At 47.9% G+C, this 13,074-nt stretch carries 14 protein-coding genes; 5 read left to right on the plus strand and 9 right to left on the minus strand.

Going from position 1 to position 13,074, the window contains the following annotated elements:
• Positions 1-11 precede the first annotated feature (11 nt).
• On the plus strand, positions 12-836 hold the full coding sequence (locus ACI955_RS02975) for an SDR family oxidoreductase (RefSeq protein WP_415242250.1): 825 nt from the start codon (positions 12-14) through the stop codon (positions 834-836).
• Between the two features lie 48 nt (positions 837-884).
• Here the strand turns inward: ACI955_RS02975 and ACI955_RS02980 are convergent, their stop codons facing one another.
• From ACI955_RS02980 to ACI955_RS02990, 3 genes are all read right to left on the minus strand, one after another.
• Complete coding sequence (locus tag ACI955_RS02980) at positions 885-1,151, minus strand: hypothetical protein (protein WP_415242251.1); 267 nt, start codon at positions 1,149-1,151, stop codon at positions 885-887.
• A gap of 183 nt (positions 1,152-1,334) precedes the next feature.
• The gene (locus ACI955_RS02985; protein WP_415242252.1) at positions 1,335-2,060 is read right to left on the minus strand and encodes a sterol desaturase family protein; all 726 of its coding nucleotides are present in this window, start codon (positions 2,058-2,060) and stop codon (positions 1,335-1,337) included.
• A gap of 15 nt (positions 2,061-2,075) precedes the next feature.
• Complete coding sequence (locus ACI955_RS02990) at positions 2,076-3,098, minus strand: MarR family winged helix-turn-helix transcriptional regulator (RefSeq protein ID WP_415242253.1); 1,023 nt, start codon at positions 3,096-3,098, stop codon at positions 2,076-2,078.
• A 118-nt stretch (positions 3,099-3,216) separates the two neighbouring features.
• Between ACI955_RS02990 and ACI955_RS02995 the strand changes: the two genes are divergently transcribed.
• Together ACI955_RS02995 and ACI955_RS03000 are read left to right on the plus strand one after the other, a co-directional pair.
• Complete coding sequence (locus ACI955_RS02995) at positions 3,217-3,840, plus strand: aldehyde dehydrogenase family protein (protein ID WP_415242254.1); 624 nt, start codon at positions 3,217-3,219, stop codon at positions 3,838-3,840.
• Positions 3,837-4,604, plus strand: coding sequence for an SDR family oxidoreductase (locus ACI955_RS03000; protein WP_415242255.1), 768 nt, complete (start codon positions 3,837-3,839; stop codon positions 4,602-4,604). The genes ACI955_RS02995 and ACI955_RS03000 overlap by 4 nt, the downstream gene beginning before the upstream one ends.
• A 383-nt stretch (positions 4,605-4,987) precedes the next feature.
• Here the strand turns inward: ACI955_RS03000 and ACI955_RS03005 are convergent, their stop codons facing one another.
• From ACI955_RS03005 to ACI955_RS03020, 4 genes are all read right to left on the minus strand, one after another.
• Positions 4,988-6,166, minus strand: a complete 1,179-nt coding sequence (locus tag ACI955_RS03005; protein ID WP_415242256.1) for a saccharopine dehydrogenase family protein — start codon at positions 6,164-6,166, stop codon at positions 4,988-4,990.
• Between the two features lie 122 nt (positions 6,167-6,288).
• Positions 6,289-6,684 carry a hypothetical protein gene (locus tag ACI955_RS03010; protein ID WP_415242257.1) on the minus strand — a complete coding sequence of 132 codons (396 nt, stop codon included), beginning with the start codon at positions 6,682-6,684 and terminating at the stop codon, positions 6,289-6,291.
• A 29-nt stretch (positions 6,685-6,713) separates the two neighbouring features.
• Positions 6,714-6,995 (minus strand): hypothetical protein, encoded by a 282-nt coding sequence (locus tag ACI955_RS03015; protein ID WP_415242258.1) that lies wholly within the window; start codon positions 6,993-6,995, stop codon positions 6,714-6,716.
• 425 nt (positions 6,996-7,420) lie between these two features.
• Entirely contained in the window at positions 7,421-8,302 is an 882-nt protein-coding gene (locus ACI955_RS03020; protein WP_415242259.1) for a LysR family transcriptional regulator, read from the minus strand.
• Positions 8,303-8,438: 136 nt separating this feature from the next.
• On the opposite strand from ACI955_RS03020, the gene ACI955_RS03025 reads away from it, so the two are divergent.
• Positions 8,439-9,059: a glutathione S-transferase family protein gene (locus tag ACI955_RS03025; protein ID WP_415242260.1), complete on the plus strand. Its 621-nt coding sequence runs from the start codon at positions 8,439-8,441 to the stop codon at positions 9,057-9,059.
• 134 nt (positions 9,060-9,193) lie between these two features.
• Positions 9,194-11,326: a pyridoxamine 5'-phosphate oxidase family protein gene (locus ACI955_RS03030; protein ID WP_415242261.1), complete on the plus strand. Its 2,133-nt coding sequence runs from the start codon at positions 9,194-9,196 to the stop codon at positions 11,324-11,326.
• Between the two features lie 502 nt (positions 11,327-11,828).
• Here the strand turns inward: ACI955_RS03030 and ACI955_RS03035 are convergent.
• Together ACI955_RS03035 and ACI955_RS03040 are read right to left on the minus strand one after the other, a co-directional pair.
• The gene (locus tag ACI955_RS03035) at positions 11,829-12,545 is read right to left on the minus strand and encodes a GDSL-type esterase/lipase family protein (protein ID WP_415242262.1); all 717 of its coding nucleotides are present in this window, start codon (positions 12,543-12,545) and stop codon (positions 11,829-11,831) included.
• 116 nt (positions 12,546-12,661) lie between these two features.
• Complete coding sequence (locus tag ACI955_RS03040) at positions 12,662-12,973, minus strand: thiamine pyrophosphate-dependent enzyme (RefSeq protein ID WP_415242263.1); 312 nt, start codon at positions 12,971-12,973, stop codon at positions 12,662-12,664.
• Between the last annotated feature and the right edge of the window lie 101 nt (positions 12,974-13,074).

Below are 13,074 nucleotides of genomic sequence, written 5' to 3' on the forward strand. Positions count from 1 at the left end.
AGGAAAATAAAATGGATAATATCCTCGGCTATAAAAATCAAAACGTCGTCATTACTGGAGCAGCCTCGGGAATGGGTGCTGCTGCGACAGCGCTGCTAATAGAAGCTGGCGCGAATGTTTATGCACTGGACATAGGCGATGTCACAGCGCCAGTCACCAAAGCTCTCAAAGTAAACATTATGGACAAGGCCTCTATCGATGCCGCCCTGACAGAACTGCCCGACACAATCTACAGCCTGTTCAATTGTGCCGGCGTGCCGCACCCACCGACTCCAGTTTACGAAACAATAATGATCAACTTTGTCGGCCTACGCTACCTAACAGAACAGCTTTTACCCCGCATCTGTGAGGGCGGCGCTATCATTTCTATAGCGTCTACTGCGGGTATGGCATGGCGCGTCAATCTTGAAAGGGTTCAGGAGTTTTTAGCCCTCGACGGTTTTGAAGCTGCATCTGACTGGCTTAAAGCCGGCAATGAATTAGGACAACAGGCGGACGCCTACGGTTTTTCAAAGCAATGCATTATTGTTTATACCATGCAGATGGCCGGCGAACTGGCCAAGCACCACAAACGCATTAACTGCATCGCGCCTTCACCAACCGATTCAGCCTTTATGGACAGCCTTGCCACTGCGGGCATTGGCAAGGATGTCACCGCCCTGTTTTGCCCTAGCAACGGCGATTTTGCCACCGGCGCAGATATGGGCAACGCTGTGGTGATCCTGAACAGCAAGCTGGCTGGTTTTATCAGTGGTTGCAATATCCCGGTGGACTACGGCTATGTTGCCGAGGTCACTATGGGCCAGCGCAATAATATGCTGGAGATTTCACTGTAAAGACAAGGGTTCACGCCAAGCAATCGCCCGAGGAAACTCCCCGTATGGCTATTGCGTACTTATCCTGACTGCCACTTTGTTTTTGCATTTGGAGGCTGGGGGTATATCTCGAGCCTCGTTGACACCCATCTGCTCAAGATCGGCACTGGAAAAGACCGCCACCGAAACTGGTGTGTCTTGCAGGGATTCTTCAATCTTGCGCGCAGTCACTATGACTTCTTCTATCGCGGCAGAACGTTTGTCCACCACTTGCGCGACGGCGGGTGTGGCAGCGGCCACCGCCAATACAGGGAGAGCTAATGAAAATCCCTTCATTTATTCTACCTTGCTTATTTATCGCGGGGATTTATTTCTGAGCCGAGTTAGGACTGGTGCTGATAGTGTGGATGCTGGACTATTTCATACAATGAGGCGGACAGCCGATTTATACAGTCTGCGAGAATGACTCTGGATCCACTTAAACTGCACAATTTTCGGATTACATCCGAGTGCCCCCTATCAATCCAAAGTGCCAAATAGTTTGTCGTAGAGGGGCGTAATACTTGCGTAATTTCCCTTGTGCATATTTTCATGGTGCACATGATGTTTCGCGGTAAACCAGTTCAGGGTTTTAAAAGGGAAGTACGGTAGCTCAACAAGGGTATGGTTGAGAGTATTGACCTGCGTGAAAATCACGAAACTCAGGATGATCGTGCTGACATGAAATGGGCCCAAGAAGGCTGCTAGTAACGGAATCGAGCACATATACAGCATGATGCCGATGAATGTTTCAGTCGGATGCACATAGTAGGCATCAATATGGGTTGGGTTGCGCGCCTGATGGTGAATCGCATGGATCTGACGCATCTTCCCCTGACCATGAAACCAGAAGCGGTGGCAGAAATAGTATAAAAAATCGTAAACCATAATAATAGCGAAAACATGCAATGCGATCATCCAGGCGGGCTGGCTATCTAGGGTTGCAACGAAAGGTAAAATAGCGACAAAAAAAGCGATATTGCTGATTACGCCAATCTTTTCTGAAGATTTAATTACGGGTAGATACTTGGGTTTCGCAATCTTCTTGGCATCTTCGGCAAGATTTATTTTACGAGCCTGCGCCAAAGCGGGTACGAGGAAGGCTATATATTTTCCGATTTTAACAATGAGCACAATACCGACCAGCGAGATAAGAGCCGCTTGCCAGTTGTACGATTGCGTTATTGATTCGATAAATTCATTCATAGCGTTAGTTCCAGATCATTGAGACAGTAATATTCGAGCAAGGTCATGGGCTTTATCTTTGCCCAACTGCTTGCGAAGTTCGCTGGCGAGTTTGTGAAGTTCAGGCTGATAAAGATCACCGAATTCTTCATGCTTAAGACCTAGCTGCTGGTAAAGGTAGTAAAACTCCGATTCCAGCCTTTGCATTTTTTCCGTGCCGAGATATTCAGAAAATTCTTGTTTCAGGCGCCCTACAGCCGTGACTGAATCACCGATTAATTGCACGCCCTGCGCTGTAAATCGAAGTATCTGCTGCCGTTTGTTGCCGACTTCAGCATCGCGATAAATAAATCCAAGTTCTTCCAGCTCTGAGGCTATCGCGCTGATTGCTTGCTTGCTGACCTGCCTGACTTTTGCCACGTCTTGCATACGGGTGCCGCGAGGCCCTATATGAAGAAGTATATGGGCGAAGGACAGCCTCAGATTCGGGTGGCCAAATTCGCTGGTTAAGGTCATAAGCCGCACGTTGATATGGTCAGAAAGGCGAGAGAGCTGAGCGCCAAATTTAACTTGCCGCGTGTCGATCGGAGACAAGTTAAGTTGGCTCACCAGTTGATCGAGAGCGCTTGCGAGTTCTTTGACATCACAGCGCGGCGCCGCTGAGAGAATCTTTGACTCCGTTAGTTTGTAGGCGGCTGCACCGTCCGCCAACAGGTTGAGACCCCTGTCGGTCAGTTGTAGCAACTTTGAGCGTTTGTCGGTATCGGACGAAACCCTGTGGATGTAGCCGGCTTTTTCAATCTGATTGGCGGTCTGATTAGCCGCCTGCTTACTGATGCCGAGCGCATCCGCGACTTCGGTAAGGCTGACGCCATGCTCTCCTATGAGCGATATATAGGGCTCATAGCTAAGTTTCAGTGCGGTATGACCTTGTTCGTTACGCAGCGTGGCCATGGTGTCGCTCTGCAAAAACCGGGCAACGCCCAATACATGGCGCGCAAAATTACTCTGGTATGCGGGCCAGATATCGTTGATAGCGTTTGGGGTTGCAAGTTTCATCGCTAACAAGGTAAATATAGATTGTCTCTAAGTCAACCACCCTTGACTTAAATTTTAGCAAAGCCTAGTATCTGTCGACTGGCAGATTCGAGTGTCCATAATGGCACGAGGAGAATCGATGACTAATAAGAAAAATATCGGCTATGTAGGCCTAGGTAATACCGGCAAGCCTTCGGCGGAACACCTAGTCTGTGAGATATTTAATGCCGACGTTTTTGATGTCTATCAACCGGGGGTTGATGAACTCGAAGAAAGAGGCGCAATTGGCTGCGCCAGTGTGGCCGAGCTGGCTGCAAAATGTGAGTACATCGGCATTTGCGTTCGCGACGACGCCCAAGTGGATGAATTACTGTACGGCGGCAGGCCAGCACACTTACCGAAAGGTTATTACGTTGAACCTAACGTATTCATGGATATTACCAGCGACATGACAATAGCTCGCGAAGAAATCTTCGGGCCGGTCTTGGCAGTGTTTGCCTACGACGATGAAGAAGATGCGATTCGCATAGCCAACGATTCTGATTATGGGCAGTCCGGTTCCGTATGGTCGGCTGACGAAGAGCGCGCCCTGCGCGTAGCTAAGCGCGTGCGCACCGGCACAGTGAATGTCAATGGCGGTAACTTCTTCGCGGCGGATATACCTTTTAGTGGCTACAAACAAAGCGGTATTGGTCGCGAGATGGGCGCCGACGGTTTTGAGGAGTATCTCGAAACTAAATCGATTGCGGTCGGTGGCGTATGAGCATCGAGAGTAAGGTTTACATCGTTACCGGCGCTTCCAGTGGATTCGGATTGGCTATAGCGCGCGTGTTGTTGGCGCGCGGCGCGAAAGTGGGTTTGGTTGGGCGAACTGAATCGGCATTGCAGCAAGCCGCTCAGGACTTAGGCACCGAGAATACCTGCATTGCTGTCGGTGATGTGAGTAGTAGTCACAGCATCAAGCAAGCTTTCGCTAAAGTGAAAAGCCACTTCGGCCAGCTTAATGGCGTTATCAATAATGCTGGCATGGCGAAGCCTGGAGCGATCGAGCATCTCAAAGAAGATGAAGTTATCTCGCAGATCAATACTAATTTTCTCGGGGTGGTGTTCGCGTGTCAGGCGGCCATACCGCTCTTACGTGGAGAAGATAATCCGCGTTTGATCAATATTTCTTCGGCCAGCGCATGGCATTACGATGAGATGGTTCACCTTTCCATCTACGCGGCGACTAAGGCTGCGGTTGAGCGCTTCACCAGAGATTTTCGTGAGGAAGTTCAGGCCGATGGTATAGCCGTAACCTGTCTGCGTCCCGGTGCCGCAGGTACCAATTTCTCCCAAGGTTGGGATCAAAAAATCTTCGCCAAGGCCTTGAACGCCTGGCACAACATGGGCCCGACAATGGATGTGGGCATGCAGGCGGAGCACATTGGCATCGCCGTCGCAGATTGCTTGGCCTACCCGCCAGGGGTTGCAGTAGATCTAATGGAGATCCGCCCTAACGCGCTGATGGATAAATTTACTTTATAGCGAATTTTGAACAAGAAAATCCCCAAGGGATACACCAGATCACCGAGGATATCGAACCCAACACTGTAGCTCCACGACTCACTTGGTTCGGCCAACAAAGGCATTGACACGACCGCACTGGTCCTCGCAGCCATACCATCCTAACCGAGGTATCCTGTTGACGGACACCTCGGCAAGACAATCGTCGGGCCCACCCTCTGACTCGTTATTGGCAATGATTCAAGAATCTGTAACACAGCCAGTTATCAGAGCATCGAAGATATCACGGCGATCAAGTATTCTTTGGGTCAAAGCGAGACAGCGGTAAGGCTTGCTAAAGTGTTCTTCATCCGCTCAGCTCGATACCACAAGCAAGGCCTTACCGCAGTTAGTTCTATTCGCGATCAATTTTCCTCTAGTTGAAAAGTGAGCCCTGCATTGGTTTGCAGTCGCTCAATGAGATGCCCACCCAAGGCAGCAGCGGGTGTCAAAATACCGCCCGAGCCAAGCGTTGGATTTTTCACAAGGCATACGGCTGCTTCCGTTATCATTTTAGAGGTTGAGCCGTACCCGGGATCCATGTCGCCTTTAACGGCTGCACGTAATATTTTCCCATCGTGTGTTTCGCCGACAAATAATATGTCGTAGTAGCCTGTTTCCCGCTGCTCTTTAGTCGGACCGTCGCCGGGTTGCGTTTGGTCAGTGGCCATTGAAGTATCTCCGGCCACAGCTTTAGCCATAGCTTCACCTTCCTCGCCGGGACCTGTTATCAACATTTCGTCGTAGACAAAACCCTCACCGTAATCATGGTTTTGCAGAAAATTGGTGCGATGGATATTCTTGGTGTTGATGGTCGCCATCATGAAGGGGGCAACCCAGCTTCCCAGAACGTCGTCGTACATGGGCTTCGTCCCGGTGGGCTGCTCTGCTCCGGTAAAGCCGGGGGTAAGGGCGAACGGGTTTGTTAGGACCGCTATCAGCTCAGGATTTTTCGACGCTGCCGCCATGGTTGCTTTGAAGCTGGCTAATGTGCCGCCTGACCACACACCTTTCATGCTGCGGACTCTGCCTCTGACTCGGGGAAGGGCTTTACCTAATTGCGCCTTGGCCTTCTCTTGAAGAAAGAATACGCCTAGGTCGAAAGGGATCGAATCGAAGCCGCAGGAGAAAACGATTCTTGCACCGCTCTTTTGGGCTGCTTCGTTATGTTCGGCGATCATTTCGTTCATCCAGTTGGGCTCGCCACATAGATCGACATAGTCTGTGCCAGCTTTGACGCAAGCAGCAACCAGATCAGAACCGTAAAGCTGGTAGGGCCCGACTGTGGTCAGCACTACTGCCGCACGATCGACCATAGCGGCAATAGATGCCGGGTCACTCGCATCGGCCACTATCAAGGGTAGGCTGGCGGATATGCCCAGGTCGGCACGCACAGCTTCGAGCTTTTCCTGGCTGCGCCCAGCCATAGCCCAAGATACGTCCCCCCCGACGCCATATTGGGTGCTGAGATATTCAGCGACCAGTTTTCCGGTATAACCGGTTGCGCCATATACAACGATGTCTAATTCACGGTCTTTTTTCATAGTGATAAATATCCTTAATGATGAATGCCGCTTTAGACGGCGTCTGATTGCTTGCGATTTTTAAGTCAGACAAACTGACAAATGTAGCCAACTAGAAAAATCACCACAAAACTCAAATAAAATTATTTCAGTAAAGGATCTTCAGCATTAGTCAAAACGGGACGGCGGAGTAGCCCATCGGTGAAAGCGGGAATCATATGGAAAAGCAAAGTACTCGAGAACCGGAAATCTCGAAAATAATCTGCCATCGCAGAACGCGCCGTAATTTTTGTAACGAGAAATCCCGCAACCAAAGCCAACAAGGTTAGTATAGCCAGAAAATGCGCAGTACCAAACCCTTCGTCCTTGTAGATCATTAGCGCAGTGACCGCCGCGATTGTTGTGCAGACCGGATACACTTGGCCTATTATTTGTGTGGGCGTTATCACTTTGTGAACAGCCAAGGTGTAAAACCCGGCGAGCAGGACAACGATTGCAATTACTGTGTGTATCCAGCCAAGCAAGGTAATTTCAGGCATTACATTTTCCTCAGTCTATCATAGTGGAATCAGCCCACTTCTAGTAAACGCCGGGAAGTCCAATTGATCGATATAAAAACTTCGTCAATGTAAAACGTATCACCATAGCCCCGGTGATTCCGTCGCAATAGGCGCGTGTAAATAGTGCCGAATGTGATGCACCAGAGCCTGATAGCCTCACGACTACCAATGATCCCGCGCTCGGCCAGTAAATCATCTATATCGCGGTGACTCAAATTGAAACGATGATAAAGCCATACTGCATAAGCAATGATATCGCGGGGAAACCGGTGACGCTTGTATATGCTCATACCCCTACATTAGCAGAAACTGTGAGTTAACTTGGCAATACAGTTTGGAACGTTGATCATACCCAACGCCTTTGAGCGGCTGGCAAGCCTTGGCTTGGTTGTTAACGGGTCGGACACTCTTTTTAATGTGTCGACAGCAAATTATTAGCGATCAATTATATTGTAAATATTCAGTTAAAAAAGAGGGCGCGAAATGAACCATATAGAATTTACTGGAAAAAAAGTCACTCTACTGAATGGCGAAGTCACTCTGTCAGTAGCTTTATGGAATTCTTTTCATCTATTTCCACTGACTTACTCCGATTATTGGATTTTGGTGCCGATAAAGAATCACTAAGTTGAGTTAGGCTAAGGGCTATATCTCAAGCGTTGATTGGATTGATTACCAAATTGCGATAAATCTGCGACTTCATGCTGAGCTGGAATCACCCAAGCACAGTCACCAGATGATCTATTAGTGCTCTAATACGAGCCGTTAAATGACGAGCCGAGGGATACACCGCGTACAAATTAAATTCGCTGGTAATCTTATCCTCAAACAACAATATCAGCTTACCACTCTTAAGAAATGGTTCCGCAGCATAAAATGGGCAGCGGCCAATACCTAGGCCCCCGACAGCCATATTTACGACTGCTCGCGGAGAATTTGCAGTAAAAGATCCGCCAACGCAAAACTTCTCTACTTTCCCTTGAAGTGTGAACTCCCAATGCTCTGGATCCGCTGACGATGTTTGTAATAAGCAATTATGGGTTGATAGCGCGCTGGGATGTGCCGGCTCCCCATAATTACTAATATAATCCGGTGATGCAAACACCACCAATGGCATCGTTAGTAACTTACGAGCAATAAGCGTTGAGCTTTGCAGTGGGCCAAAGCGAATGGCGAGATCAAAGCCGCCATTTAGAATGTCGACATTTTGATCTGAGAGGTAGAGATTAATAGCAACTTTAGGATGCGCCCTTTGGAAAGGGACAATCGCTTCAACTAATTCCCCAGCTCCAAACCCTGTCGGCGCCGTAATGCGAATAGGCCCGGCTAATTCGGATTGTCGCTCCTGTACTATTCCTTCGAGCTCATCAAATTGATCAATTAGTAGCACGCAGCGATCAAAATATGCGACACCGGTATCACTCAAGGTTACGCGCCGAGTGGTGCGATGAAATAGCTGCGCATTCAGGCGCGTCTCTAACTGCCGTACATGCTTGCTCGCCAGATTAGTGCTAATACCTAATTGTTTCGCACCTGCTGTAAATGATTTTTGCCCCGCTACGGCAATAAAAATACGCATACTTTCAATCGTATCCACTAGTCCGCTCCGTCGTTAGTAACCGCTATTGTACTCGTAATGGATATAATGTTTCCATAATATGCAATATTGTATCCAGTTACGGGTCGCCCTATTATTTCCTCGCACACCAAACCATTGTTATGAGGAATACATCATGTCTAATGCTATAAAAATTCACAGCTTCCCACTTTCTGGCCACGCACATCGAGTACAGTTATTCGCTAGCGTCGCCGGTATTGCGCACGAAATTGTCCATGTTGATCTTCCAGCAGGAGAGCATAAGCAGGCACCTTTTCTTGCCCTTAATCCATTGGGTGTAGTCCCTGTTATAGAGGACGGCGATATTGTTGTACACGATTCAATATCGATTCTTGTATATCTTGCCCGGCGATATGCGCCGTCGTTCATTCCGCAAAATCCCCAGCAAGAAGCAGAGATGCATCGATTTCTTTCTATGGCTTCCGGTGAAATTTCTTATGGCCCAGGCGCTGCAAGATTAATTAATGTGTTTAAAGCCAAAATCGATCCAGTGTTTGCTAAAGCTACTGCGGAAAAAGTGTTGGGTAAACTAGAAACGCATCTCATTAGAGTCGACTTTTTGGTGGCTAATAAAATCACTCTGGCTGATTTTGCTATATACAGCTACGTTGCTCATGCGCCAGAAGGCGACGTTTCTTTGGCGCCTTATCCAAACGTCCGACGCTGGTTAAAAAACATGGAGAGCTTAAAAGGTTTTGTCCCCATGCAAGCCACCAAAATAGGATTGGCAGCATAGCTGCCCACTTACCTAGTACGTCTCTTACTGCTAGCTCGGGCTTCAAGATGGGTATTTGTGATGAGCTAGTGGTAAGCAATATTGAGCTAATAAATTCTCTGCTCACTCCAAATAGGTACTGAGAGGTCGTTATTATGCAAAAGGGAGCTGTCGGTGAAATTAATCAAACAGCGGTGCTATCACCATTTCATTATGGAGAGCAGGAAATACAAAGCCGCGTAGGTAAGCTCGATGCGATGAAAGACTTTGGGCGGCGCGTTATTCGTTCTTTCATACCGGACCAGCATCGCCAGTTTTACGAAAAGTTACCTTTTATAGTTGTCGGCGGGGTAGATGATAGCGGGTGGCCATGGGCTACTTTATTATCGGGTAATCCCGGGTTTATGCGGTCACCTGATTCGACCACATTGGCTGTTGACGCAGCCTTGTCATCAGCTAACCCACTGGCTCCGGTTTTAAAAACAGTAGGTTCTCCGATAGGCTTACTGGGTATCGAAATGATGGCTCGGCGCCGAAACCGTTTAAACGGTCGTATTGAACATGCGGATAGCTCAGGATTTTCGATAAAGGTTGATCAGTCTTTTGGTAACTGCCCACAATATATACAAAATTGGGATATTAATTTTGTTCGCGACCCACGCATCATCAATTCTCATACGGTCGATTCGAAAAACACCACATCATTGCTTGCGCTCGATGATGAAGCACGCGATATGATCAGCAATGCGGATACATTCTTTGTATCGAGTTATATACAAACAAAACAACGTCCTGAGATTGAAGGTGTCGATGTCTCGCATCGCGGTGGCCGCTCGGGCTTTGTGAAAGTAGACGGAAATACGCTAACAATTCCTGATTTTCCTGGCAATTATCATTTCAATACCCTTGGAAATTTTTTAGTAAATCCAAAAGCTGGTTTAGTTTTTATCGATTTCGCAAGCGGTGACATTTTAATGTTAACCGGCGTCGTCGAGTTATTGTGGGAAAATGACGCGCAAGTCCGAGCTTTTAAAGGTGCGGAACGGGGATGGCGGTTCACCGTGAATCATGGGCTAAGGTTAAAAGATGCCTTACCATTTAGAGCGTCTATGAAGGGCTGTTCACCTAACTCGTTGATGACCGGTGATTGGAGTCAAGCTCATGCGACATTAAATGCCGAAGCAAAGCGTGAGGCGTGGCGTCCTTTTACGCTGACGAGAGTCGAAGATGAAAGTAGTCTAATTCGCTCGTTTTATTTTAAGCCCGCAGACAAGGATGGCGTTTTACCGTTTAAAGCCGGGCAATTTTTAACAATCCGTATAACGCCACCGGGCGAGAAGAAGCCAATTATTAGAACCTACACTGCATCATCCGCACCTGGCGAGGACTACTATAGAATCTCCGTTAAGCGCGAAGCAGAAGGCCACCTATCGCGAGTGTTGCATGACACCTTAAGCATAGGTTCCATAGTTGAACTTAAGGCACCTAGAGGCGATTTTTTTATTGACGCCAGTGAAGCTCGCCCTGTCGTTTTAATCGGTGCCGGTGTGGGTATTACACCCATGATTTCGATGGCAGCACACCTATTACATGAGGGATTGCGAACCCGTAGCTTACGAAAAACCACCATACTGCAGGTGTCGCGAACCACTAGCGAACGCGCTTTTAGTGACGCTTTTAAAGAAATAGAAGCGCAGTCGGGTGGCGGTATTCGCTATCACTCATTTATCACTAAACCCACAGTGAGTGATGATGCCGGTATTGATTTTAGTGGAAGTGGCTATATTACAGCTGACGTTCTTCGCCAAGTACTAGCGATTGATGACTACGATTTTTACCTCTGCGGGCCGCCAGCGTTTATGCAGGTGATATATGATGACATCCGCAGCTTAGGGGTTATTGATGAACGTATTTTTGCCGAAGAGTTTGGTCCAGCCGCATTGACTCGTCGGCTCGATGTCGACGTCGTTTTGCCGCCACTAGATACTGAAGCAGAGGAAGCAATTATTAAGTTCTCGAAGGCAGGTTTTGAGCAAAGGTGGACTGCGGGAGATGCGACATTACTGGAAGTCGCAGAACAGCACGGACTAAGCCCCAACTTCGGATGCCGTACCGGCGCCTGCGGCTCTTGCGCCGTGAAATTAGTGTCTGGAGATGTGACATACCGTACTAAGCCAAAAGCCATTCCAGCAGTCGGTGAGATTTTAATCTGTTGTGCTGTACCTAAAAAAGAAAGCCATGAACAACAAGGTATAAATCTAAGCAGCATTATTGAAATAGATTTATAAGGGCAGATTTCGATGTGGACTTCCCAGGGTTTGCTAGATAGCTGATGATTTGAAATTCAGGGACTGAACGCTAATGTGACGCTAGAGCAAACCACCTTAGTGGTCTGCGGTTGGGCATCTAGGTAAACCAAGCGCTAGTAATATATTGAGCCCATTGTCAGCTCGGCAACGAGTCTGTTCGGCACTACACCAAGACGCCCCGATCGGCTAAAAATATTTAGAGATCCGTCGACAGGAAAATGCAATACAAGCGAAAAGTCATACAGTTTTCCTCCAAATGCAGCACACTTTGTGCACGCTTCAGCGCCTCGGCTGCTGTCTAGAAGATTTCACTCTTGACCGCATTGAGGGCCACAAGACAGAAAATTAACGCGCGAACAAAAGTCGAAAAGACATTCTGGAATGAGCCGTCGGCGACGGCCAAATGAATAGCTTGGAGTTGCTGGCCAATCGAGTGAGGCCGGCTGCAGACCGCAGTCTGCGACATCGCACATAGATATGTTCAGGGGTGTCCCGCAATGCTACCCATAATTGCTTCACGCCACACCATATAACCCTCACCGGTCAGGTGAAGCTTATCGTTGCTAAATTCATTCAGGATTGCGCCGTCTGATTTATCCAAAAAAAGCTGATGCAAATTAATCCACACCGCATTGCCAGCTATAGCGGTCTTTATGGCAATGTTCAGTGATTCCACCCTCACCCGAAAATCTTTTTCGCGCGGCAGTACGCTTTGCACATAAACCATCGGCTTCGGCGATGCGCTTTTTAGCTTTTCAACAATTTCTACAATATTCGCTACAATCTCTGATTCTGATCTATCAGCGACATCAAGATCGTTGCTACCTATCATCAAAAACACTTGCGCCGGCTTTCCCGAGCTAATCTGATGCACACGCGCTAGTACGCCGTCACTAGTGTCTCCGCCGATACCTCGGTTTCGCACCGAAGCATTTGGAAACATTTCTTGCCAGGCGCCGCCTTCAGTAATCGAATCACCAAGAAATACAATATCGCCCTGTTTGATTGGTAATTTTTCAAATTGCGTTACGCAACGCTCATGCGCAAGCCCGATGTGTTTTGCAAGTGACAGCTGGCCGGCGCCGCGCCACCATACCCAGATTCCAAATCCGACTATTAAAAGATTAAAACCTACGGAAATAAGAATCAAGTTAACTGGCCACCCCTCTGGATGAAACACTGACAACACCGTCGACATATTTACTCCACACAAATTTGGATTTAATCATCTGACCGTTTAGGTCGAATCCATAGGAAATTCACGAATGACGCTTAGATCATAAGGTCGTAGTACCTTCAGGATGTTTCTTGTCTTTACAGTTGACATGTTTTCTCCTTAAGCAAGACGTTGAGGATTTCGTGATTGAGTGAGTAATCCACGGGCAATTCAATAAGGTGGACACCGGACCTCGTTAAACAGGTATCCAAGGTTTGTTGAAAGTGTGCATCGGTTTGTATTCGATATCCATGGGCACCGAAACTTTGGGCATAGGTAACAAAATCCGGGCCAGCATAATCCAGGCCAAATTTGAAATTAAAAATGTCATTTACGCATGAAATCCGTGAACCCATTTTGACTGCTATTCGACACCTAGAATCGAACAACACTCGCAATCCTCTACTCATTTTGCCTTCCTAAAAACTAGCGGACGCGCTATGACTGAGCCTGCTGATAAAAAAGCACCTATTAAAGTGCTTAATGGCAGCGTACAGAACCACGTCACCCA

It is taken from the genome of Zhongshania sp., from assembly GCF_047636175.1.
In the GTDB taxonomy this organism is placed as follows: Bacteria; Pseudomonadota; Gammaproteobacteria; order Pseudomonadales; family Spongiibacteraceae; genus Spongiibacter.